The sequence below is a fragment of the Mesorhizobium sp. M0058 genome (assembly GCF_040323095.1).
Taxonomy (GTDB): domain Bacteria; phylum Pseudomonadota; class Alphaproteobacteria; order Rhizobiales; family Rhizobiaceae; genus Mesorhizobium.
In genome coordinates this window covers 60,757-84,247 of the sequence record NZ_JAMYUQ010000009.1, presented here as the reverse complement: position 1 = coordinate 84,247, position 23,491 = coordinate 60,757, and the positions used below count along the sequence as shown (strand labels likewise).

At 63.3% G+C, this 23,491-nt stretch carries 23 protein-coding genes; 5 read left to right on the top strand and 18 right to left on the bottom strand.

Going from position 1 to position 23,491, the window contains the following annotated elements; translation table 11 throughout:
• Window positions 1–18: 18 nt before the first annotated feature.
• Window positions 19–795 (bottom strand): anti-sigma factor family protein, encoded by a 777-nt coding sequence (locus NKJ75_RS16980; protein WP_352499969.1) that lies wholly within the window; start codon window positions 793–795, stop codon window positions 19–21.
• Entirely contained in the window at window positions 792–1,325 is a 534-nt protein-coding gene (locus tag NKJ75_RS16975; protein WP_023745039.1) for a sigma-70 family RNA polymerase sigma factor, read from the bottom strand. The genes NKJ75_RS16980 and NKJ75_RS16975 overlap by 4 nt, the downstream gene beginning before the upstream one ends.
• A gap of 173 nt (window positions 1,326–1,498) precedes the next feature.
• Between NKJ75_RS16975 and NKJ75_RS16970 the strand changes: the two genes are divergently transcribed.
• The 3 genes from NKJ75_RS16970 (at window position 1,499) to mazG (ending at window position 4,155) form a co-directional block, all read left to right on the top strand.
• Window positions 1,499–1,936: a DUF3592 domain-containing protein gene (locus NKJ75_RS16970; RefSeq protein WP_023706554.1), complete on the top strand. Its 438-nt coding sequence runs from the start codon at window positions 1,499–1,501 to the stop codon at window positions 1,934–1,936.
• A gap of 129 nt (window positions 1,937–2,065) precedes the next feature.
• The gene (locus NKJ75_RS16965; RefSeq protein WP_023734026.1) at window positions 2,066–3,250 is read left to right on the top strand and encodes an amino acid aminotransferase; all 1,185 of its coding nucleotides are present in this window, start codon (window positions 2,066–2,068) and stop codon (window positions 3,248–3,250) included.
• Between the two features lie 80 nt (window positions 3,251–3,330).
• Window positions 3,331–4,155, top strand: a complete 825-nt coding sequence (gene mazG / locus NKJ75_RS16960; protein WP_023688462.1) for a nucleoside triphosphate pyrophosphohydrolase — start codon at window positions 3,331–3,333, stop codon at window positions 4,153–4,155.
• 6 nt (window positions 4,156–4,161) lie between these two features.
• Here the strand turns inward: mazG and hflX are convergent, their stop codons facing one another.
• The 8 genes from hflX to dusB form a co-directional block, all read right to left on the bottom strand.
• Window positions 4,162–5,553 (bottom strand): GTPase HflX, encoded by a 1,392-nt coding sequence (hflX, locus tag NKJ75_RS16955; RefSeq protein ID WP_023745037.1) that lies wholly within the window; start codon window positions 5,551–5,553, stop codon window positions 4,162–4,164.
• Window positions 5,554–5,799 (bottom strand): RNA chaperone Hfq, encoded by a 246-nt coding sequence (gene hfq / locus NKJ75_RS16950; protein WP_006202172.1) that lies wholly within the window; start codon window positions 5,797–5,799, stop codon window positions 5,554–5,556.
• Window positions 5,800–5,944: 145 nt separating this feature from the next.
• Complete coding sequence (locus tag NKJ75_RS16945; protein ID WP_023668930.1) at window positions 5,945–6,805, bottom strand: D-amino-acid transaminase; 861 nt, start codon at window positions 6,803–6,805, stop codon at window positions 5,945–5,947.
• Between the two features lie 101 nt (window positions 6,806–6,906).
• The gene (ntrX, locus tag NKJ75_RS16940) at window positions 6,907–8,268 is read right to left on the bottom strand and encodes a nitrogen assimilation response regulator NtrX (RefSeq protein WP_023668929.1); all 1,362 of its coding nucleotides are present in this window, start codon (window positions 8,266–8,268) and stop codon (window positions 6,907–6,909) included.
• Window positions 8,258–10,546: a sensor histidine kinase NtrY-like gene (locus tag NKJ75_RS16935; protein ID WP_023668928.1), complete on the bottom strand. Its 2,289-nt coding sequence runs from the start codon at window positions 10,544–10,546 to the stop codon at window positions 8,258–8,260. The genes ntrX and NKJ75_RS16935 overlap by 11 nt, the downstream gene beginning before the upstream one ends.
• A 144-nt stretch (window positions 10,547–10,690) precedes the next feature.
• Window positions 10,691–12,148 (bottom strand): nitrogen regulation protein NR(I), encoded by a 1,458-nt coding sequence (ntrC, locus tag NKJ75_RS16930; RefSeq protein WP_023691281.1) that lies wholly within the window; start codon window positions 12,146–12,148, stop codon window positions 10,691–10,693.
• Window positions 12,145–13,290, bottom strand: a complete 1,146-nt coding sequence (locus NKJ75_RS16925; RefSeq protein ID WP_023706549.1) for a two-component system sensor histidine kinase NtrB — start codon at window positions 13,288–13,290, stop codon at window positions 12,145–12,147. The genes ntrC and NKJ75_RS16925 overlap by 4 nt, the downstream gene beginning before the upstream one ends.
• Window positions 13,287–14,309, bottom strand: coding sequence for a tRNA dihydrouridine synthase DusB (gene dusB / locus NKJ75_RS16920; protein ID WP_023825579.1), 1,023 nt, complete (start codon window positions 14,307–14,309; stop codon window positions 13,287–13,289). Before dusB ends, NKJ75_RS16925 begins: the two co-directional genes overlap by 4 nt.
• Window positions 14,310–14,448: 139 nt before the next feature.
• Here dusB and NKJ75_RS16915 point away from each other — a divergent pair, with 139 nt between their 5' ends.
• On the top strand, window positions 14,449–15,672 hold the full coding sequence (locus NKJ75_RS16915) for a bifunctional 2-C-methyl-D-erythritol 4-phosphate cytidylyltransferase/2-C-methyl-D-erythritol 2,4-cyclodiphosphate synthase (RefSeq protein WP_023835243.1): 1,224 nt from the start codon (window positions 14,449–14,451) through the stop codon (window positions 15,670–15,672).
• Complete coding sequence (locus tag NKJ75_RS16910) at window positions 15,669–16,178, top strand: CinA family protein (protein WP_023835244.1); 510 nt, start codon at window positions 15,669–15,671, stop codon at window positions 16,176–16,178. The genes NKJ75_RS16915 and NKJ75_RS16910 overlap by 4 nt, the downstream gene beginning before the upstream one ends.
• Here NKJ75_RS16910 and NKJ75_RS16905 read toward each other — a convergent pair.
• From NKJ75_RS16905 to NKJ75_RS16870, 8 genes are all read right to left on the bottom strand, one after another.
• Complete coding sequence (locus NKJ75_RS16905; RefSeq protein ID WP_023835245.1) at window positions 16,154–16,615, bottom strand: type II toxin-antitoxin system RatA family toxin; 462 nt, start codon at window positions 16,613–16,615, stop codon at window positions 16,154–16,156. The genes NKJ75_RS16910 and NKJ75_RS16905 overlap by 25 nt on opposite strands.
• Window positions 16,616–16,626: 11 nt before the next feature.
• On the bottom strand, window positions 16,627–17,592 hold the full coding sequence (gene lipA, locus NKJ75_RS16900; protein WP_023688453.1) for a lipoyl synthase: 966 nt from the start codon (window positions 17,590–17,592) through the stop codon (window positions 16,627–16,629).
• A gap of 127 nt (window positions 17,593–17,719) precedes the next feature.
• Window positions 17,720–17,977: a GlsB/YeaQ/YmgE family stress response membrane protein gene (locus NKJ75_RS16895; RefSeq protein ID WP_023668920.1), complete on the bottom strand. Its 258-nt coding sequence runs from the start codon at window positions 17,975–17,977 to the stop codon at window positions 17,720–17,722.
• A gap of 102 nt (window positions 17,978–18,079) precedes the next feature.
• Window positions 18,080–19,528, bottom strand: coding sequence for a dihydrolipoyl dehydrogenase (gene lpdA, locus NKJ75_RS16890; protein ID WP_352499968.1), 1,449 nt, complete (start codon window positions 19,526–19,528; stop codon window positions 18,080–18,082).
• A gap of 21 nt (window positions 19,529–19,549) precedes the next feature.
• Window positions 19,550–20,191: an SGNH/GDSL hydrolase family protein gene (locus tag NKJ75_RS16885; RefSeq protein WP_023835246.1), complete on the bottom strand. Its 642-nt coding sequence runs from the start codon at window positions 20,189–20,191 to the stop codon at window positions 19,550–19,552.
• Window positions 20,188–20,607, bottom strand: a complete 420-nt coding sequence (locus tag NKJ75_RS16880) for a hypothetical protein (protein WP_023835247.1) — start codon at window positions 20,605–20,607, stop codon at window positions 20,188–20,190. Before NKJ75_RS16880 ends, NKJ75_RS16885 begins: the two co-directional genes overlap by 4 nt.
• A 14-nt stretch (window positions 20,608–20,621) precedes the next feature.
• Window positions 20,622–22,040, bottom strand: coding sequence for a pyruvate dehydrogenase complex dihydrolipoamide acetyltransferase (locus NKJ75_RS16875; RefSeq protein WP_352462432.1), 1,419 nt, complete (start codon window positions 22,038–22,040; stop codon window positions 20,622–20,624).
• Window positions 22,041–22,058: 18 nt separating this feature from the next.
• Complete coding sequence (locus tag NKJ75_RS16870; RefSeq protein ID WP_023696091.1) at window positions 22,059–23,480, bottom strand: pyruvate dehydrogenase complex E1 component subunit beta; 1,422 nt, start codon at window positions 23,478–23,480, stop codon at window positions 22,059–22,061.
• Window positions 23,481–23,491 lie beyond the last annotated feature (11 nt).

Below are 23,491 nucleotides of genomic sequence, written 5' to 3'. Positions count from 1 at the left end.
CTCAGTAAAGTGTCCTGATCAGTAAAGTGTCTTGGCAAGCGTCTCGGCGGCGCGGTCGAGGTCGTGGACATCGCTGCGCGCGACGACCGCGTACGCGACCTCGCCGATCTGGAAATAGGCAGAGGAGATGTCGCCGGAGGGCGCGATGGCAGGCTTGACCACGTCGAAGGTTCCGGGCCGGATCGCAAACAGCGAGACCAGCCCCATATCCTTCGTCTCCAGCGCCACCTCGACGCTCGGCCCGAAGCGCGACGGATAGATCTGCACGTCGCGGACCTTCCAGTGCTTGGGCAGCGATGGCATGACGATTGCGGTGGCGGCGCGGATTTCGTCGCCATTGTAGTTGGGCGCCTCCAGCTGCGAGGGCATCGCCTCGCGCATGAGCGTCGTCTTGTGCGCCCGGACCGCTTCTTCGACATAGGCGGGCGGCGGCGGCGAAGCCACGACCTTGGTCACCAGCAGCGGCCCGAAGAGGCCGTTCGCCAGCCAGCCGGCAGCGACAAAGACGGCGACCGCGGCCGCCCGCTGCAGCACGGCGAAGACGCGGCGACTGGCCAGTCCCCTGCCCAGCCGGCGCGCGACTTCAGTCGTCGCCGGCCGCGCCATTCCTGTGGAAGCAGCCAGCGCCAGGCGCAGTTCGTCGCGCGTCCTCAAATCGGACATCACCCGCGCCGCAGCCTCCGGACGAGCCGACAGGAACGCCTCGACCTCGATGCGGCGCGCGACATCCAGCTGGTCGTCGACATAGGCGTCGAGATCGGTATCGGTCACCGGGTCCCGCAACAGGTCGGTCATGACGGGTCTCCCACGATCCTCAGATGGCTTTTGGCCGGCGAAGGTGCAGCGTTTTCCATCTCGCGCAGTGCTGCGCGCGCCCTGCCGATGCGCGACATCAGCGTGCCCAGCGGCACCCCGCTGGCGTCGGCGGCCTGCTGGTAGGAAAGGCCCTCGATGGCGACCAGATGCAGCGCCGAACGCTGCTCCTCCGGCAGACTGAAAAAGGCCTCGCGCACCTGCGCCAGGCGCACGGAATGTTCCTGCGGCGCCGGCGTGCTGGCATCGGTGAGATAGCCGGCCTGCTCGACGCGCACCGCTTCCGACCGGCGCGAGCGCATCTTGTCGATGAAAGCGTTGTGGACGATCGACAGCAGCCATGCCCGCAGATTGCCGCCCGAGCGGAATGTGTCGCGCCGCTCGTAGGCGCGCACCAGCGCATCGTGCACCAGATCCTCGGCGTCAGTGCTGTCGCGCGTCAGCGAGCGTGCGTAGCGCCTGAGCGAACCCAGCTGGCCGACAATATCGAAGCGTGGCATCGACCGTTTCATGCCCTGTTTACGGAACAGGCGGGGATCTTAATCCATCGCGACTAAACTTTTTGCGTCGCCACAATAGGCATCATGCAATCAGAAGTCCGCTGCGCACTTACCCATCTCCCGTGCGGCAGATGTTTGCTTTATGGATGAAGTCTAGCCTTATCCGTCTGTCCCAGGAGCAAAAGATGGCCAATGGTAGTCGTGTAACGGGTTTTGCAGCGTTGCCGATCGTCGGCAGGGTGTTCATCATCTTTGGCATTGTCGGACTGATCGCTTCCGGCGTGCTGGCCATCGTCGAGATGTACGGCCCTCGTACCGCTTCGGCGACAGGCAGGATTGTCGCCGCCGAATACAATCCCCGCATCGAGTTCTCGACCGCCGACGGCACCGTCATCCGCTTCAACAATGCCGTCCACAGCTCGTTCTGGGGTGATGGCGACAGCGTCCCTGTCGCTTACGACCCAACCAATCCGCAAAATGCCTCCGTCGACAGCTTCGCCGGACGCTGGTTCCTTGCCGGGCTGGCCGGCATGCTCGGCGGTTTCTCCCTGCTGACCGGCATCGGTCTCGCCGTGATTGGACGGGTGCTTATCCGGCGGATTGGAATGAACCCGTCGCCATAGCCGCCGACCCCTGCCGTACAGACAAAGCTTGGCGTAACGGTCCAGTACGCTAGCGGACTGGCGCAGATGGAAGCACTGGCGAAACGCGGCCGCTTTGCGTATTACTCCGCCGCCATTGGAGCCGTATTGATGTTCGAGACCCTGCAACCTGCCCCGGCCGACAAGATCATCGCCTTGATCGGCCTCTATCGCGCCGATCCGCGCCCCGGCAAGATCGATCTCGGCGTCGGCGTCTACAAGGACCGCGACGGCAGGACGCCGGTCATGCGCGCCCTGCGCGAGGCCGAGAAGCGGTTGCTGCAGGACCAGGACACCAAGACCTATCTCGGCCTTGCCGGCGACACCGGCTTCAACACGGCGATGGTCAAGCTGGCCTTCGGCCCCGCTGCCGACATGACGCGCATCCGCGCCGCGCAAGCGCCTGGCGGTTCCGGCGCGCTGCGGCTGGTGGCGGAGCTGTTGAAGCGGACCCGCCCCGACGCAACCGTCTGGCTGTCGGACCCGACATGGCCGAACCACCCGCCGGTGATGCGCGGGGCCGGCCTCAAGGTGCGCGATTATCCCTATTTCGATGCCGTTTCCGGCGCGGTGCGCTTCCACGAGATGCTGGCAACGCTTGGCGCAGCCGAGCCCGGCGATATCGTGCTGCTGCATGGCTGCTGCCATAACCCGACCGGCGCCAATCTCGATATCGCGCAATGGGCCAGCGTCACCGATCTTGTCGTCGAGCGCGGGCTGTTGCCCTTTGTCGACATTGCCTATCAGGGCTTTGGCGAAGGCCTGGACGCCGATGCGGCCGGCTTGCGCCTTCTCGCGGGCAAGGTGCCTGAAATGGTCGTTGCCTCGAGCTGCTCGAAGAACTTTGCCGTCTACCGCGACCGCGTCGGCGCGGCGATGATCCTGGCGAAGGATAGCGCGCAAGCCGATGTCGCGATGAGCCAGATGCTGGCGGCGGCGCGCGCCATGTATTCGATGCCGCCGGACCACGGCGCCGCCGCCGTGCGCATGGTGCTGGAAGATGATGGCCTTCGCGCCGACTGGGAGGCGGAGCTGGAGGAGATGCGGCTGCGCATGCTGAGGCTGCGGGTCCAGTTCGCCGACGCGCTGCGCCGGCAGTCCAACTCCGACCGCTTCGACTTCATCGCCAGCCATCGCGGCATGTTTTCCAGGCTTGGCCTGACCGAGGCGCAAGTCGAGCGGCTGCGTGCCGAGTATGGCGTCTACATGGTCGGCGACAGCCGCATCAACGTCGCCGGCCTGCCCGAGGACGGCATGGATGACCTCGCCAAGGCGGTTGTGTCGGTACTCGGCTGATACGGCTGAGCTGTGGACAAGGTCAGGCCGCCAGCTGACAGCGTTGGCCGCACGACAGGCAGCGGGATAGCATTCGCCGCATGAAACCTTCGCGCGACATTTCCCGGCTGATCGAGATCATGGCGGCGCTCAGGGCGCCGAAGACCGGCTGTCCCTGGGACATCGAGCAGGATTTCTCGACCATCGCGCCCTATACGATCGAGGAAGCCTATGAGGTGGCGGACGCCATTGCGCGCGGCGATCTCGACGATCTGCGCGACGAACTCGGCGATCTCCTGCTGCAGGTCGTCTACCACGCGCAGATGGCTGAGGAAGCCGGCGATTTTGCCTTCGGTGATGTGGTCGAGGCCATCACCACCAAGATGATCCGGCGCCATCCGCATGTCTTCGGCGACGAGAAGGCGCGCAGCGCCGGCATGGCAAAGGGCATGTGGGAAAAGATCAAGGCTGAGGAAAAAGCCGAAAAGCGAAGTGCGCGCCTCGCCCGCGGCCTCGACCCCGAAGACCATGGCAAGGGTTTCCTGGACAGCGTGCCCGTCGCCCTGCCCGCTTTGACTCGTGCGCTGAAGCTGCAGGAAAAGGCAGCGCGTGTCGGTTTCGACTGGAGCGAGGCAGCACCCATCCTCGACAAGATCGAGGAAGAGATCGGCGAGCTGCGCGAGGCACTGGCTAAGGGCGAAACGGCTGAGATCAAGGACGAATTCGGCGACATGCTGTTTGCCGTCGTCAATCTGGGGCGTCACCTCAAGCTCGATTCGGAAGCGGCGCTTAGCGGCACCAACGAAAAGTTCCGCTCGCGCTTCCACTATGTCGAGCGCGCGATCGATGCATCGGGAAGCACGCTCGAAAAAGCCACGCTGGACGAGATGGAAGTGCTCTGGCAGCAGGCCAAGGGCGTGAAATAATCAGGCTTACTGCCTGTTTTTGCGGTGCAATCGGCTTTCGATCTCTTGCCGGGCGGTGTGCGTGGCCTTGAGTGCGATGGTCGCGCTGCCATCCTCATTGTCTACCCGCGAAACGACGTCGCCATTGCGGTATAGCCAGTCGACAAGGCCGAACTGCGCCGGTTCGATCGTCACCGTCAATTCCTCGAGTTCGCCCGACATCCTGGTCTCGATCAGCGCCTTCAGCGCATCGATGCCTTCGCCGGTGACCGCCGAGATGGCGATCGGCGGCGCCTTGTTGGCGTCAGTGCCGTCGGCGAGCAGGCGCTCCCGGTTGCCGTCGTCGAGAAGGTCGACCTTGTTCCACACCCCGATGACCCGGTTCGCATCGCCAGCGTCGACACCGAGATCGGCAAGGATGCGCTCGACGTCCTCGGCCTGGGCGGCCGTATCCGGATCTGAGATATCACGCAAATGGATGACCAGATCGGCCTCGACGACCTCTTCCAGCGTGGCGCGGAAGGCGGCGACCAGATGCGTCGGCAGGTCCGAAATGAAGCCGACTGTGTCCGACAGGATGATCGGCGTGCCGTGCGGCAGGCGCACGCGGCGCAGCGTCGGGTCGAGCGTTGCAAACAGCATGTCTTCGGCCAGCACGTCGGCCCCGGTCAGCCGGTTGAACAGCGTCGACTTTCCGGCATTGGTGTAGCCGACAATCGCCACCACCGGGAACGGCACCTTCTTGCGCTTGGCCCGGTGCAGGTCGCGGGTGCGGCGCACCGTTTCCAGCTCATGCTTGAGCTTGATGATTTTTTCCTGCAGCTGCCGCCGGTCCGACTCGATCTGGGTTTCGCCGGGGCCGCCGAGGAAGCCGGCTCCGCCGCGCTGGCGTTCAAGGTGGGTCCAGCTCCGCACCAGGCGGCCCTTCTGGTAGTTGAGATGGGCAAGTTCGACCTGCAGCGTGCCCTCCTTGGTCCGCGCGCGCTCGCCAAAAATCTCCAGGATCAATCCGGTGCGGTCGAGCACCTTGGCATTCATTTCTTTTTCGAGATTGCGCTGCTGCACCGGCGTCAGCGGATGGTCGACGATGACCACCTCCGCGTGACCCTCTTTGACGATCTCGGCGAATTCCGCGACCTTGCCGCTGCCGAGCAAGGTTGCCGGGCGTGGATCGTTGACGGTGACCACCGCCGTGTGGATCAGATCCAGGTTGATGGCGCGGGCAAGGCCGACCGCTTCGTCGTGGCGCGCATCCGCCGAACGCGTCAGCCGTGGACGGTTCGTTTCGTCGTCGTTGCGCTGATGCCGGGTAAGCACCGGCACAATGACAACCGCCCGGGTCGGACCTGTGGCTTCCGTCCCGGAATTATGTGCTGGTTTCCCGCGGACGCCGCGGTCCGCGTCTTTTTCACGTGCCAATCAGGCGCCCTGGCTTTCCTCGCCATCGAACATCTGAACCGGCTGGCTCGGCATGATCGTGGAAATGGCATGCTTGTAGACGAGCTGGGAGTGGCCGTCACGGCGCAGCAGAACACAAAAATTGTCGAAGGAAGTGACCACGCCGGTCAGCTTGACGCCGTTGATGAGAAAGATGGTGAGTGGATTTTTGCTCTTGCGAACAGAATTCAGGAACAGGTCCTGAAGGTTTTGCGATCGTTCCGCCATTGTTCTTGTCTTTCGCCGATCCCCTTCGGTTTGCAGGCTAATGCGCCAAATTAGCGGGCACATGTCAAGCTTGCAAACACCCCCTTGCCGTCAGTAACGACAAGCAGAACGAGATATATTGATGTGCAGTCCGTCTGTGCGGTTATCAGGCTGGACTTTTTTCCGCAACGTCAAAAAAGGCTTGCCGCAATGAAAGTGTTATCGAACCGGGGTGCCCATTGGCGACCGCGGCACCGTCGATTGCCACGACCGGCATGGCGATTGTCGTTGCCGAACTGATGAAAGCTTCTCGCGCAGCCTTGGCTTCAGTGACTGAAAAACCGCGCTCCTCGATCGTCAACCCGAGCTTTGCCGCCACTTCGAACATGGTCGTGCGGGTGATGCCGCGCAGGATGCCATGCTCCGCCGGCCGGGTGACCAGAACGCCGTCCCTTGTAACGATCCAGGCGTTGGACGAGCCGCCCTCCTTGACGTTGCCATCGGTGTCGACGAACCAGGCTTCCTGGGCGCCGGCCTCCTTGGCTTTCTGCTTGGCCAGCACGTTGGGCAGCAGGCCGGTGCTCTTGATGTCGACCCGGTCCCAACGGTTTTCCGGCACGGTGATGACCTTGATGCCCGCCTCGGCTCGCTTGGCGGCCGCCGCCGGGTCGGCCTTTCTGGCCGTAATCACCAGCGATGACGGTGTATCGGCCGGGAAAACGAAGTCGCGGCTGGCAACACCGCGCGTAACCTGGACATAGACCAGGCCGTTGACGACGTGGTTGCGCCGGACGATTTCGCGCAGAAGAAGCGGCAGCACGCCCTTGGTGACCGGCCAGTCGATCGACAATTCGCTAAGGGAGCGGCTCAGCCGGGCAAGATGGCGCGGCATGTCGACGATAAAGCCCTGCGCCACCTCGCAGACCTCGTAGACGCCGTCGGCGAATTGATAGCCGCGATCCTCGATATGCACGGCAGCGTCGGCATGGGCGACATAGCGCCCGTTCACATAGGCAATGCGCGGCATGGGTGATCCCTCAGAACAGTCCCGCTATTTCTAGGCGATTCCGCCGCTGCCGTAACCGGCAATTGCACGGGCGCGGCCCGCTCGACCAACAACAATGGGGATCAGACCCCCAGCGACTTCAGTTTCCGGTGCAGCGCCGAGCGCTCCATGCCGATAAATTCCGCCGTCTTCGAGATGTTGCCGCCGAAACGGTTGATCTGGGCGATCAGATAGTCCTTCTCGAACTGTTCGCGCGCCTCGCGCAGCGGCAGCGCCATGATGTGCTGGTCGGACTGGTTCGGCGTGCGCGGCATGACATCGCCGATCTCCGACGGCAACAGGTCGGCGGTGATCGGCGCATCGATATCGTCGCCACGCGCCAGGATCATCAGCCGTTCGACATTGTTGCGCAGCTGGCGGACATTGCCCGGCCAGTTGTGCGCCTGCAGCACGGCAAGCGCATCGTCGCCGATGCGGCGCGGCTTGATGCCGGCCTGACGCGCAATCTGCTTCATGAAATTGTCGACGAGATAGGGAATGTCCTCTCGCCGCTCGGCCAGGCCCGGCACCATGACCGGAACCACCGCCAGGCGGTGATAGAGGTCTTCGCGAAAGCGGCCGTCGGCGATCATCGCCTCCAGGTTCTGCGAGGTCGAGGAGATGATGCGGACGTCGACCTTGACCCGCTTGGTGCCGCCGACCCGCTCGAACTGCTGTTCGACCAGCACGCGCAAAATCTTGTTCTGCGTCTCGCGCGGCATGTCGGCCACTTCGTCGATGTAGAGAATGCCGCGGTGCGCCTCTTCAAGCGCGCCGACCTTGCGCTCGGTGCCGTTCGATTCGGTGCCGAACAGCTCGATCTCCATGCGCTCGGGCGTGATGTTGGCGGCGCTCAGCGTCACGAACGGCGCGCCCTTGCGCGTCGACAGCGTGTGGATGGCGCGCGCGGCGAGCTCCTTGCCCGAGCCGGACGGACCGATGATCATGACGCGGCTGTTGGTCGGCGCCACGCGCTCGATGGTCTGGCGCAGCTGGCTCATCGCCGACGACATGCCGATCAGGTCGAAGGTTTCGCCGCTGCGCTGCTTGAGGTCGGACACCTCGCGCCGTAATTTCGAGGTTTCGAGCGCCCGCTCGGCGATCAGGATCAGCCTGTCGGCCTTGAACGGCTTCTCGATGAAATCATAGGCGCCGCGGCGGATGGCCGACACCGCTGTCTCGATATTGCCGTGGCCGGAGATCATCACCACCGGCAGGCTCGGATGCATCGTCTTGATCTCGTCGAGCAGCGCCAGCCCGTCGAGGCGCGAGCCCTGCAACCAGATGTCGAGGAAAATCAGCCGCGGCGCCCGGTCGGCGATTGCCGCGAGCGCGCTGTCGGCATCGAATGCCGTGCGGGTTTCATGCCCTTCGTCGCTCAATATGCCCGCGACGAGTTCACGGATGTCTTCCTCGTCATCGACGATGAGAATATCAGACGCCATTACCGACCTTTTCAGTTTCTCGTTCGTGTTCCGTTTCGCCTTGACCGCGTGGCGGCGCGGTTGCGGCAGCTGGCGGCAGGATGATCGAGATCATCGCGCCGCGTCCGCCGTGGAAATCCGCGGGCGCATCGTGCAATTCGAGCCGCCCGCCATGGTCCTCCACGATCTTCTTGACGATGGCGAGACCGAGCCCGGTGCCCTTCTCGCGCGTCGTCATGTAGGGCTCGAGCAGCCTTTGGCGGTTCTCGCGCGGCAAGCCTTTGCCATTGTCGATGACGTCGATTCTGATCGCGCCATTCTGCCGGGCAGCTTGAATCCGGATTATGCCGTGCGAACCGTCCTTTTGTTCCAGCCCGTCAATCGCCTCGGCCGCGTTCTTGATGACGTTGCCGAAAGCCTGCGCCATCAATCGGCTATCGAACGTGCCCTTGAGCGGTTCGTTGCCGAACACGCGTTCGAAAGCAATGTCGGCGCGGCTGACTTCGACCAGGAACGACGCCTCGCGCAGCGATTCACGCAGATCGATGGCTTTCATCTCGGGCTTGGGCATGCGGGCGAAAGCCGAGAACTCGTCGACCATGCGGCCGATATCCTCGACCTGCCGGATGATCGTGTCGGTGCACTGGTCGAAAATTTCGCGGTCCTCGGTGATGACCTTGCCGAAGCGTCGCTTGATGCGCTCGGCCGAGAGCTGGATCGGCGTCAGCGGGTTCTTGATTTCATGTGCGATACGCCGCGCCACATCCGCCCAGGCAGACGAGCGCTGTGCCTGGACCAGATCGGTGATGTCGTCGACCGTCACGACGTAGGATTTCTCCTCCTCGCCGTCGTCGCCGGCCTCGATGGTGATCTGCACGTTGAAGGTACGCTCGGCGCCGGTGCGATAGAAGGTGACCTGCTCGCGATAGACTGGCTTGCCGGATTTGCGGCCGATCTCGAAGACACGGCCGACATGCGGTAGCACGGCGGACAGGTTCTGCCCCAGCGCCGCCGTGGCCGATATGGCCAGCATCGTTTCGGCCGATTTGTTGACGATGGAGACGATGCCGTAGGGATCGACGCCGATGACGCCGGCGGTGACGCCGGCCAGCACCGCTTCCGAGAAACGACGCCGTTCGTCGATCAAATCCTTGGCCGACAGGATCTCGTTGCGCTGCGATTTAAGCTCCAGCAGCATCTTGTTGAACGTATCGCCAAGCGAGGCGACATCGCCGTCGGAAGGCCGTACCGGAACGGCGACATCGAGATTGCCGGTCGCAACCTCGTCAGCCGCGCCGATGAGCTGACGGATGGGCCGCACCAGACGGTCGGCCACCGCTATGCCGGTCCAGATGGCCGACAGGATGATGATCAGCGTCAGCGACAGATAGGGCAGCGCGAACGCCACCTGCGACGTCCGCCTGTTGTCTTCCAGGCCGCGATATTCGGCGGTGTTGGACTGGACGATCGCCCTCGCCTTGATCACTTCGGGGTCGACGAGGCGATTGGTGTAGAGGTAGAGGCCTTCGATCTCCCGCAGCTTGATGATGGCGCCCATGATGTTGCGCGTCTTCGGCTCGATCAGCACCGGTTTGCCGTCGGCCGCGGCGCTGACCGCGCCCTCCGGCGGTGGCGGCATAGAGAAATCCGCATCGGTCTTCGCGCTCATGACAAAGGAGCCGTCTTCCCTGACCAGCGCCGCATGCACCAGGCTCCTGCCCACGGCTTCCTTGTTCATCAGGTCGAGAAAGCCGGTTCGATCGAGGCCGTAAAGCGTGCGCGACGCATCGAGATCGTAGGCCATCGACAGCGTCGTGCCCTGAAGATTGCGAGCGTTTTCCTGCACATAGGCGTCCGCGATCGACAGCGACGAGTTGACGATTGCCTTGGTGCGGATTTCGAACCAGCGGTCGAGGCCGATATCGAGCGTGATCGAGGCGATGATGGCCACCATGATGGCGGGGATGGCCGCGACCAGCGCAAACATCGTCACGATGCGCACATGCAGCCGCGAAGCCGCCTTGCCGTGCCGGCGCGCCATGGTGATGCGATGCACCTCTCGGCCGACCAGGGCGATCAGCGCCAGCACAAATAAGGCATTGGCCGCAATCAGCGTCAGCGTTGTGTTTGCGTCTGGCGTGATCGGCGTGGCGCCGACAAGAATGGCAAACGAGATTGCCGCCGTAACCAGCGCGCCGGCAATTGCCACAACGCCAGGCAACGCAAGCAGCCGGCGTCCATCCCTCTGGCCGGGTCTGCTGAAAAGCGGTTCGTTTGATGTCAGAGCTTGCGAAGCCATGTCGCCGTCTAAGAGCCAGTGATTGCGTCGGATGTATGCAACGCATTGTGGCGATTATGCAACAAGTGTGGCCGTGACGGAAATCTTTCGGCCACCGATCCCCTGAAAAGGGGATGACCTGGCGTCACATCGGGCGGTAGGCGCTCACGATCTCGACGATTTGTAGACGTTGACGCCCAGCTCGCGAATCTTCTTGCGCAGCGTGTTGCGGTTCAAGCCGAGCAATTCGGCCGCCTTGATCTGGTTGCCGCGCGTTGCCGTCATGGAAGCGAGCACCAGCGGATATTCGACCTCGGACAGGATGCGCTGATAGAGACCTGCCGGCGGCAAATCACCGGCGAAAGAGGCGAAATAGCGCTGCAGGAAGTGCTCCACCGCCTGGCCGATGGACAGATCGTCCGGGATCAAATTGCCGCCGCCGGGAACGACCGGCCTTTCGCCTGTCTTCAGTTCGGCTTCGATGATTTCGGCTGATATTTCGTCCTGCGAATAGAGCGCCGCAAGCCGGCGCACCAGGTTTTCCAGCTCGCGCACGTTTCCCGGCCACGGATAGCGCTTCATCAATTCGATGCCGCCGGTCGAAATGCGCTTGGTCTGCAAGCCTTCGCTGGCGCCGATCTTGAAGAAATGCCGCACCAGATCGGGAATGTCTTCCGACCTCTCACGCAAACCCGGCAGCCGAAGCGGCACGACATTCAGGCGATAGAACAGATCCTCGCGGAAAAGCCCCTGGTTGATCAGAGTGCGCAGATCCTTGTTGGTGGCGGCGACGATGCGCACATCGGTCTTGATCGGGGTGCGCCCGCCGACCGTTGTGTATTCGCCCTGCTGCAGCACGCGCAGCAGCCGCGTCTGCGCCTCCATCGGCATGTCGCCGATCTCGTCGAGGAACAGCGTGCCGCCCTCGGCCTGCTCGAAGCGGCCGGTCGAGCGGTTCTGTGCGCCGGTGAAGGCGCCCTTCTCGTGGCCGAACAGCTCCGATTCGATCAAATCGCGCGGGATCGCCGCCATGTTGATGGCGACGAACGGACCGCCGCGGCGACGGCCATATTCGTGCAACGCGCGCGCCACCAATTCCTTGCCGGTGCCGGACTCGCCCGAGATCATCACCGTCAGGTCGGTCTGCATCATGCGCGCCAGCATGCGGTAGATGTCCTGCATGGCGGCCGAGCGGCCGACCAGCGGCATGGCGTCAGGCTGTTCTTCCGGTCGCGTATCGATCTTCGGTCGGCGCGGCTCTGACAGCGCACGATTGACGATGTTGAGCAGCTCGGTCAGGTCGAACGGCTTCGGCAGATATTCATAAGCACCTGTTTCGGAAGCACGAATCGCCGTCATGAAAGTGTTTTGCGCGCTCATCACGATGACCGGCAGCTCCGGCCGGGCCTTCTTAATGCGGGGCAGCATGTCGAAGGCGTTCTCGTCCGGCATGACAACGTCGGTGATCACCAGATCGCCCTCGCCCGCCGCCACCCAGCGCCACAGCGTCGAGGCGTTGGAGGTCACGCGCACCTCATGGCCGACGCGCGACAGCGCCTGATTGAGCACGGTGCGGATGGCCGCATCGTCGTCGGCGACGAGAATATTGCCGCGAACCGTCATTTGCGGTCTCCTTCGCCTTCATCATCGGCAGTGTCGATGGGTGTTTCTTTCCAGGCCGGCATCAGGATTCGGAAGGTGGTGCCGCGCGGCGTCGAATCGCATTCGATGATGCCGCCATGCTCGCCGACGATTTTCGCCACCAGCGCCAGGCCGAGCCCCGAGCCGTTCGGCTTGGTGGTGATGAACGGATCGAACAGGATCGGCAGAATGTCTTCCGAAACGCCGGACCCATTGTCGCGCACGCAGAATTCAAGCGGTAGCGACACGCGGTCCTGGGTTCCGGGAACGGAAACGCGGATGCCCGGCCTGAACGCGGTCGACAGCACGATCTCGCCCTGCGGGTCGCCGCCGATCGCCTCGGCAGCGTTCTTGACCAGGTTGAGAAACACCTGGATCAGTTGGTCGCGGTTGGCGAAAACCGGAGGCAATGATGGATCATAGTCCTCCAATATCCTGATTCTCTTGGCAAAACCGTTCTTCGCGATTGCCTTCACATGATCCAGCACGACATGGATGTTGACAGGATAGCGGTCAATCGGCCGCTCGTCGGAAAACACTTCCATGCGGTCGACGAGGGAGACTATGCGATCAGTCTCGTCAGTGATGAGGCGGGTCAGCGCGCGATCCTCGTCGGACGCCGAGAGTTCGAGCAGCTGTGCGGCGCCACGTATGCCGGACAGCGGGTTCTTGATCTCATGTGCCAGCATGGCGGCAAGGCCGGTGACCGAACGCGCGGCACCCCTGTGTGTCATCTGCCGGTCGATCTTGTCGGCCATCGAGCGTTCCTGGAACATCACCACGATCGAGCCTGGGAATTCCGGCACCGGCGCGACATAGAGATCGACGACCTTCTCGATGCCGAGACGCGGCGACGACACGTCGACACGGTATTCGTTGACCGGCGCACGGCGCTCGCGCACCTGGTCGACCAGCTGCAGCAACGGGCTGCCGAACGGGATCAGCTTGGAGAGTGTGTTGCGGGCAAGCATATTGGCACTTGAGCGGAAGAAGTCTTCCGCATCGGCATTGGCGTAGGTGATGAACCCGTCCGGATCGACCATGATGACGGGACGGCGGATGGTGTTCAGCACTATACTGGCGGCATCCGCCATGTCGGAGCTCGGTGTGACGGTGGCGTTCATGCGGCGCTCCGCAAGGGCGTGGCTTCGCCGGAAAACACCTCATGCAGCAAGGCAATGACGCGGGCGGGTTCGAAAGAGGTGAGGATGGCTTTCCGCCGCTCATCGGAAACGCCAGCAGCGTGGCGGTCGAGATACCAGCCGAGATGCTTGCGCGCCTGGCGCAAGCCGCTTTCGACGCCGTAAAGCGTCAGCATGTCCTCGTAGTGGGAAACGATGTAGTCGGCCATGGCTTGCGGGCTTTCCGGCACGCCGGAGAGCGCGTCGCCCGCAGCCGTCGCCGCAATGCGGCCCGCCGTCCATGGCGCGCCATAATGGGCACGACCGATCATCACCGCGTCGGCGCCCGACTGTTCAAGGATTTCGGCGGCCTCCGCGGGCGAGCCCACATCGCCATTGGCGACGACCGGGATCGAGACGGCGTCCTTGATGCGGGCGATGGCGCCCCAATCGGCCTTGCCTTGATAAAACTGGCAGCGCGTGCGCCCATGCACGGTCACCATTTTAACACCGGCCTCTTCGGCGCGGCGCGCCAAAACGGGTGCATTGAGCGCATTGTCGTCCCAGCCGAGCCGCATCTTGACCGTGACCGGCACCTGGACCGCGCCGATCACCGCTTCGATCAGCGACAGCGCGTGGTCGAGATCGCGCATCAGCGCCGAGCCGGCATAGCCGCCGGTCACCTTCTTGGCCGGGCAGCCCATATTGATGTCGATGATGTCGGCGCCCTCGCCGGCAGCGATGCGCGCGCCCTCGGCCATGTGCTCGGCCTCGCGGCCGGCAAGCTGAACCATATGGACGGGCAGCCCGGAATGACGGATGCGCAGGTCGCAGCCGGCCCTGCCCTTGGCAAGCTCGCCGCTCGCCACCATTTCCGACACGACCAGGCCCGCGCCATGCGCGTAGGCGCGCTGCCGGAACGGCTCGTCCGTTATTCCCGACATGGGCGCGAGGAAGACGCGGTTGCGGATTGTCACGCCGCCAACGTCGAGTGGCGAAGCCAATTTTGTCACTTCAGGCATGCACAAAAACCAAGCATATCGGATCGCTGCACATTCTCTAGCCATAAGAAAGGCATTGTGCAACGCGCAATGACGTCACATTGCGGCGCATTTGGGAAAATGCTGGCCTTCGCCATAAGCCGCGACTAAGCCTCTCGGCATGACAGACGCAAGCGAAAAACCGGCCGGGGCGACGACCGACAAGGTCGGCGTGGTCATCGTTGCCGCCGGCCGAGGCGCGCGTGCCGGACAGGCCGACGGGCCGAAGCAATATCAGCGCATCGGCGGCCGCGCCGTCATCGCGCGCACGCTGGAGACTTTCCTGGCGCATCCCGGAATTGGCCCCGTCGTCGTCGCCATCCATGCCGATGACCGAGCGCTTTTCGACAAGGCAGCCGGCGCGTATGCCGAGCGGGTTACCGCCGTGGTCGGTGGCGAGTCGCGCCAGGCCTCGGTCCGGCTCGGCCTGCTGGCGCTGAGGGACCGTACGCCCAGCCGTGTCCTTGTGCATGACGCGGTGCGGCCGTTTGTCGACGCGGCCCTGATCGACCGCACCATTGCGGCCATTGGCGAGCGCCAGGGCGCGCTGCCCGCTTTGCCCGTCGCCGATACGCTGAAGCGCGAGTCGGCGACCGGCATGATCGAGGAGACGGTGCCAAGGGCCGGCCTTCATGCCGCGCAGACGCCGCAAGGCTTTCCGTTCTGGCCGTTGCTCGCCGCGCACGAAAAGGCCCATCATCTCGGCAAGACGGATTTTACCGACGATGCCGCGATCGCCGAATGGGCGCATATTCCGGTAAAAATCGTCGAGGGGTCGCCGGACAATGTCAAATTGACTTGGGCAAGGGATATTGCGATGGCGGATCAACGGCTTACTGGCGAGCGTTTTCCCGACATTCGCACCGGCAATGGCTATGATGTGCACGCCTTCGAGGCCGGCGACCATGTCACTCTGTGCGGCGTTGCCATTCCGCACGGCAAGAAGCTTTCCGGCCATTCGGATGCCGATGTCGGCCTGCACGCGCTGACTGATGCGCTGCTCGCCACTTGCGGGGCCGGCGACATCGGCACGCATTTCCCGCCTTCCGATCCGCAATGGAAGGGCGCGGCGTCGAAGATTTTCGTCGAGCATGCGGCCAGGTTGGTGCGTGCGCGGGGCGGCCGCATCGCCAATGCCGACATCACGCTGATCTGCGAGGCGCCGCGCGTCGGCCCGCATCGCGAGGCCATGACCAACGCGTTGTCCGCGATGCTGGGCATTTCCGCTGATCGCATCTCGATCAAGGCGACGACGAACGAGAAACTCGGCTTTGTCGGCCGCGAGGAAGGCATCGCCGCCATCGCCACCGCCAGTGTCGTCTTCCCCGGGGAGGTTCCCGCATGAACAACAGCGATCTTGCCAACGCCCTGCTCCAGGTCTGCCAGCAGCGCGGCATCATGCTGGCGACGGCCGAGAGCTGCACCGGCGGCATGATCATCTCGGCACTGACCGACATTGCCGGCTCGTCCGCTGTCGTCGATCGCGGCCTCATCACCTATTCCGATGAAGCAAAGATGGAGATGCTCGGCGTCTCGCCCGCCACGATCGAGGCGCATGGTGCCGTCTCGCGCGAAACGGTTCTGGAGATGGCAGCGGGCGCTCTGGCGCGCTCGCGCGCCGGGCTGGCGCTTGCCGTCACCGGCATTGCCGGCCCGGGCGGCGGCTCGCCGGAAAAACCGGTCGGCCTCGTCTGGTTCGGAGTTGCCCTAAGAGGTGGGCCGGTGGCTGCCGAGCTCAATATGTTTGCCGACAATGGCCGCGACTTCATCCGCCGCGAGACGGTCAAGCATGCGCTGGAGATCGGCATGCGCGCGCTCGGCGACACTCATGAGATGGGCGTCGTTCCGTAGATGACGTCCGCACGTTTTTCGAAGGCTTCGGAAAACATGCGGAAGGCACGATCGAACATGGTGCCCATCACCACGCCGAGGATGCGGCTCTTGAACTCGTAGTCGATGAAGAAGCGGACGTTGCAGCCGCCGCCGTCGGCCGGCTCGAAGCGCCAGATATTGCTGAGATATTTGAACGGTCCATCGATGTATTTGACATCGATTGTGTTTTCGTCCGGCTTCAGCAGCACTTGCGTCGTAAAGGTCTCGCGGATCGCCTTGTAGCCGATGCTCATATCGGCGAGGAGAATGGTGCGGCCGTCACGCTCCTTGCGCGAGCGCACCGTCAGCGCCTCGCACAGCGGCAGAAATTCAGGATAGGTCTCGATATCGGCGACCAGCGCAAACATCTGCTCCGGCGTGTGGGCAACGCGGCGTGTGGCTTCGAATTTCGGCATTGAAGCAGGATTTAACTGGCTTTTTTGAGCTGCGCCTCACGCGCCGCCCGCAGCCTGGCGAAATCGTCACCGGCATGATGCGAGGAGCGCGTCAGCGGGCTCGACGCCACCAGCAGGAAACCCTTGGTCTTGCCGATCGTCGCGAAGGAGTTGAACTCCTCCGGCGTGACGAAGCGGATCACCGGGTGGTGTTTCTTCGACGGCTGCAGATACTGGCCAATGGTCATGAAGTCGACATTGGCCGAGCGCAGGTCGTCCATCAGTTGCAGGATCTCGTTGCGCTCTTCGCCGAGGCCGACCATGATGCCGGACTTCGTGAAGATCGACGGGTCGAGCTCCTTGACCCGCTGCAACAGCCGGATCGAGTGGAAATAGCGGGCACCCGGCCGCACCGTCAGGTAGTTCGACGGCACGGTTTCGAGATTGTGGTTGAAGACATCGGGCTTGGCCGCCACGACGATCTCCAGCGCGCCCTCCTTGCGCAGGAAATCGGGCGTCAGGATTTCGATCGTGGTCAAGGGCGTCGCTGCTCGGATCGCCCGGATAACCTCGGCGAAATGCTGCGCGCCGCCATCGGCGAGATCGTCGCGGTCGACCGAGGTGATGACGACATGGGTCAGCCCCATCTGCTTTACGGCATGCGCGACACGCGCCGGCTCATCGGCATCGAGCGCGGTGGGAATGCCGGTGGCAACATTGCAGAACGCGCAGGCGCGCGTGCAGATCTCGCCCATGATCATGAAGGTGGCGTGCTTCTTTTCCCAGCACTCGCCGATATTGGGGCAGCCGGCCTCTTCGCACACCGTGACCAGCTTGTGCGACTTCACGATCTCGCGGGTTTCGGCATAGCCCTTGGACATCGGCGCCTTGACGCGGATCCAGTCGGGTTTGCGCAGCACGTCCTGATCAGGCTTGTGCGCCTTCTCGGGGTGCCGCAGGCGCGGCGCGTTGGCGATCGTGTCGAGGACGGTGACCATCTCAAACCTGACTTGTTGGCGTCTGCCCGTCGGCATTCGCCCTTCTGACGTCATCTAGGACTTTTCGGTGCAAAGAAAAAGGCCGCGGCGGCGCATGCCGCCACAGCCTTTTTCGCATAGCGGTAGTTTAGCGGCGTATCAGCCGCCCGGCAAAGATCAGCAGGCAGGCGCCGATGAAGCCGGTGATCAGGTAGGCGAGCCAGCCGACACCGAAGGGTTCGATGTTGAGCGCCCTGAGAATTGCGTTCAGCACCACCGCGCCGACAATGCCCATAATGATGTTCATTAAGACGCCGGTATTGCTCTTCATGACCATCTCGGCCAGCCACCCGGCCAAACCGCCGATGATGATGGCCGCAATCCAGCCCACGCCATTCACGTCCATATGCCAACTCCTCCAGTGTCAGGTGAAAATGCATCCGGAAACGAACTGTCTTGCCGTAAGGTTCCTCCGGCGCATGCGTCTGAGTCTCGCGGCAGCAATTTATCACGCGTTGAGCGCACGGCCATAGGCATCGAGCACGCTTTCCTTCATCATCTCCGACAGCGTCGGATGCGGGAAGATGGTGTGCATCAGTTCTTCCTCGGTGGTCTCCAGGTTCATCGCCACGACAAAGCCCTGGATCAGCTCCGTCACCTCGGCGCCGACCATATGCGCGCCGAGCAGCTGGCCGGTCTTCTTGTCGAAGATGGTCTTGATGAAGCCCTGGTCCTCGCCAAGCGCGATCGCCTTGCCGTTGGCGCCGAACTGGAAGCGGCCGACACGAATGTCCTTGCCTTCGGCCTTGGCCTTGGCTTCGGTGAGCCCGACCGATGCGACCTGGGGGTTGCAATAGGTGCAGCCCGGGATCTTCAGCTTGTCTGTCGCATGCACGCCGGGGAAATTGGCGATCTTTTCGATACATACCACGCCTTCATGCTCGGCCTTGTGGGCAAGCATAGGCGGTCCGGCGACATCGCCGATAGCGTAGATGCCGGGAACGTTGGTCTTGCCATAGCCGTCAATGACGACGCAGCCGCGATCGGTCTTCACGCCGAGCGTCTCGAGGCCGAGATTCTCGATGTTGCCCTGCACGCCGACGGCCGAGATCATGCGGTCGGCGGTGATCTTCTCGACCTTGCCGTCTTTCATCTCGACGTGGGCAGTGATCGAGTTGGCACCCTTCTCGACCTTGGTCACCTTGGCCTCGAGGATGATTTTCATGCCCTGCTTCTCGAACTGCTTCTGCGCGAATTTCGAGACCTCGGCATCCTCGACCGGCATCACCGCCGGCAAAAGCTCGACCACCGTCACCTCGGCGCCCATGGTGCGATAGAAGGAGGCGAACTCGATGCCGATGGCGCCCGAACCCATGACCAGCAGCGATTTCGGCATCTCCTTCGGCACCATCGCCTCGAAATAGGTCCAGATCAGCTTGCCGTCCGGCTCGATGCCGGGCAGCGCGCGCGGCCGGGCGCCGGTGGCGAGAATAATGTGCTTGGCGGTATAGGTGCCCTCGCCCTTGACGCCCTTGGGCACCGGCGGCTGCGGCTCCATCGGTTTCTTGGCCGTCTTGGAGACGACGATTTCACCCGGCTTGGAGAGCTTGGCGTCGCCCCAGATAACGTCGACCTTGTTCTTCTTCATCAGGAAGGCGACGCCGCCATTGAGCCTCAACGACACTTTGCGCGAGCGGTCGACGACAGCGGCCGTGTCGGCGCTGACCTTGCCGCCTTCGAGCTTCAGGCCGTAGTCCTTCAGATGATCGGAATAGTGCATGATCTCGGCCGAGCGCAGCAGCGCCTTGGTCGGGATGCAGCCCCAGTTGAGGCAGATGCCGCCGAGATGCTCGCGCTCGACGATCGCCGTCTTGAAGCCGAGCTGGGCGGAGCGCACCGCCGTGACATAGCCGCCGGGGCCTGAGCCGATGATTATGACGTCGTAGGATTCAGCCACGGGGTTTCTCCCTGATTTTCTCTAGAGTTCCAGCATCACACGCACCAATGGCGCCAATGCGTCACCTATATTGCGCGTGTTTTCGGCATCGAGATGGACCCCGTCGATCGGTGTGGTCTCGGCCACCGTGCCGGCATCGAAAAAGCCGCAGCCGGCCTCGTCGGCGAGCGCGGAATATTGCGGCGCCAGCTGCTTCGAGGCCTCGTCGCCGCCGGCAAACATTTCCTTGAATTCGGCATTGTCGGTGCGGCTGACCGCTGGTGGCGCGACGATCAGGATTTGCGGCGCGGCCCAGTCGAACGGATAATCGTGGCCGCGCACGATGTCGATCAGCCGCTGCACGCCCTGCTTGGCCGCGACCGGATTGCCGTGGATCCAGGGCTTCATGTCGTTGGCGCCGAGCATGATGATGATCAGGTCGAGCGGCGCATGGCTGGTCAGGATCGTCGGCAGCACCTTGGCGCCATTGCGGTCGGCACCAGCCAGGTGATCGTCGAAAGCCGTGGTGCGGCCGTTCAGACCTTCGGCAATGACTTCGATATCGTCGTCGCCCAACGCCGCCTTGAGCACGCTCGGCCAGCGATCTTCCAGCGCATAACGCCCGAGGCTCGCCGCGTCATAGCCCCAGGTCAGGGAATCGCCGTAGCAGAGGATCGTTTTCATGCACCCGCACCCGCCTCCGCCCTAAGCGCGCGCCGCACGCGCCATCCCACGAACAGCCACTGCACGATAACCGTGGCGATGCTTGGCAAAAACAGACCGGCGACAACGGGGAGATCGCCTGACCACTGGGCTTTGCCAGGCGGCTGCGAGAAGGTCCAGGCAATCAGCCCGATTCCGGCCAGCACGAACAACGAAACCCCAACAAGCCCCGTCAGGTTTATCGCCCTTTGCGGGTTTGGCACGAACTGCGCGATGAAAAACGCCACGGTCGCAACGATGGTGACCAGCGCCGAAACCATGAAGACCAGGATGTATTCGGAATTCGCATTGGTGACGATTGCCAGCCACAGCGCCACCAGCCCGCCGGCCAAGCCGGAAAGGATCAGGGCGAAAAGGCTGGTGACGAATTTCCGCACAGCCTTTTTCCTTCCTAGACCAGCATGCCCATCGGATTTTCGATCATGCGCTTGAAGGCGACCAGAAGTTCGGCGCCGAGCGCACCGTCGACGGCGCGGTGATCGGTCGACAGCGTCACCGACATGATATTGGCGATTCTGATCTCGCCATTCTTGACCACCGGCCGCTGCTCGCCGGCACCCACCGCCAGGATCGTCGCATGCGGCGGGTTGATGACGGCGGCAAAGTCCTTGATGCCGAACATGCCGAGATTGGAGACAGCCGTCGTGCCGCCCTGATATTCCTCAGGCTTCAGCTTGCGGCTGCGCGCACGGCTCGCCAGATCCTTCATCTCGTTGGAGATAGTGGACAGCGTCTTTTCGTCGGCGTGGCGGATGATCGGCGTGATCAAGCCGCCGGGGATCGACACGGCAACGCCGACATCGGCGTGCTTGTGCTTGACCATGGCGCTTTCGGTCCACGACGCATTGGCATCCGGCACCGCCATCAGCGCCATCGCCATCGCCTTGATCACCATGTCGTTGACCGACAGCTTGTAGACGGGCACTTCGCCCTTGTCGGTCTTCTTCATCGGAGCCGCCGCATTGATCTGTGTGCGCAGCGCCAGCAGGGCATCGAGCTCGCAGTCGAGCGTCAGGTAGAAATGCGGGATGGTTGTCTTGGCCTCGACCAGGCGGCGCGCAATGGTCTTGCGCATATTGTCGTGCGGGACGAGCTCGTAGGACCCTTCGGCAAACAGCTTCAGCACCTGTTCGTCCGACATCGCCTTGGGTGCCGGAGCCGGCGCAGACGCCGGAGCGCCGGCAGGTGCGGCTTTCGCGGCCGGCGCGGCCTTGGCGCCACCGCCGGCGATCGCCGCCTCGACATCGGCCTTGACGACACGGCCATGCGGGCCGGTGCCACTCACGGCGGACACATCGACGCCGGCGTCTTTGGCTATGCGCCGCGCCAGCGGCGAGGCGAAAGTGCGCTCGCCTGACGATTGGCTGATCTCCCCCCTTGTGGGGGAGATGGCCGGCAGGCCAGAGGGGGGCGCGACAGACTGAGAGGTCGGCGGGACAGCGCCCCCCTCTGTCGACTTCGTCGACATCTCCCCCACGGGTGGGGAGATTGACGCCTTATCCTGTTTGGCATCGGCTTTCGCGGGCGCGGCATCGCCGCCGCCCTTTGCCGCCGCCCCTGCATCCTCGCCTTCGCCAGCCAGAATGGCGATCAGAGCATTGACCTTGACGCCTTCGGTGCCGGCCGGAACGACGAGCTTGGCAACCGTGCCCTCATCGACGGCCTCGACTTCCATCGTCGCCTTGTCGGTCTCGATCTCGGCGATCACGTCGCCCGGCGAAACCTTGTCGCCCTCCTTGACCAGCCACTTGGAAAGATTGCCCTCTTCCATCGTGGGCGAGAGCGCCGGCATGGTGATGTTGATTGGCATGATGTCCTCCCGACCGGCTCAGCGATACGTGACGGCTTTGACCGCCTCGATGACCTCGCCGACATTGGGCAAGGCCAGCTTTTCGAGGTTCGCCGCATAAGGCATCGGCACGTCCTTGCCGGCGATGGTGATGACCGGCGCATCGAGGAAGTCGAAGGCGCGCTGCGAAACCTGGTTGGCGATGTGGTCGCCGACCGAACTTTGCGGGAAACCTTCTTCGACCACGATCAAGCGGTTGGTCTTCTTCACCGAGGCAATGACGGTGTCGAGGTCGAGCGGACGGATGGTCCTGAGATCGATGATCTCGGCATCGATGCCCATGCCGCGCAGCTCGGCTTCCGCCTTGATGGCATAGGTCATGCCGATGCCGAACGAGACGATGGTGACGTCCTTGCCCTGCTTGTGAATGCGCGCCTTGCCGATCGGCAGCACGAAATCGTCAAGCTTCGGCACGTCGAAGGACTGGCCGTAGAGGATTTCGTTTTCGAGGAAGATGACCGGGTTCGGATCGCGGATCGCCGCCTTGAGCAGGCCCTTGGCATCGGCAGCCGTGTACGGCATCACCACTTTCAGGCCGGGAATATGGCTGTACCAGGCGGCATAGCACTGCGAATGCTGGGCGCCGACGCGGGCGGCAGCCCCGTTCGGGCCGCGGAACACGATCGGCGCGCCCATCTGGCCGCCCGACATATAGAGCGTCTTGGCGGCGGAGTTGATGATCTGGTCGATCGCTTGCATGGCGAAATTAAAGGTCATGAATTCGACGATCGGCTTCAGGCCGGCCATTGCCGCACCGACGCCGACGCCGGCAAAGCCATGCTCGGTGATCGGCGTGTCGACCACGCGTCGCGGCCCGAATTCCTGCAGCAGGCCTTGCGTGATCTTGTAGGCGCCCTGGTATTCCGCGACCTCCTCGCCCATGACGAAGACATCGCCGTCGCGGCGCATTTCCTCGGCCATGGCATCGCGCAAGGCCTCGCGCACCGTGGTCGAGACCATCTCGGTGCCGGCGGGAATATCGGGATCGGCCGCAGGTTTGGCCGCCGGAGCGGCGGGAACTGCCTTCGGAGCCTCGCCGGCATCCTGGGGAGCCGCTTTTGAACCTTCCTCGGCTGCATCGGTCCGCTGACCGCCAGCGGAAACGGCATCCTGGGTGGAGGCAGGCTTGCCGCTCTTTTCGACATCGCCTGCACTTTCACCGTCCTGCAGCAACACGGCGATCACCGCGTTGACCTTGACGCCTTCGGTGCCGGCGGGAACCACGATCTTGCCGATCGTGCCTTCATCGACGGCTTCGACTTCCATCGTCGCCTTGTCGGTTTCGATCTCGGCGATGACATCGCCGGCGACGACCTTGTCGCCCTCGTTCTTCAACCATTTGGAAAGATTGCCCTCTTCCATGGTCGGCGAGAGAGCGGGCATGAGAATTTCGATCGGCATGTCCTTGCCCT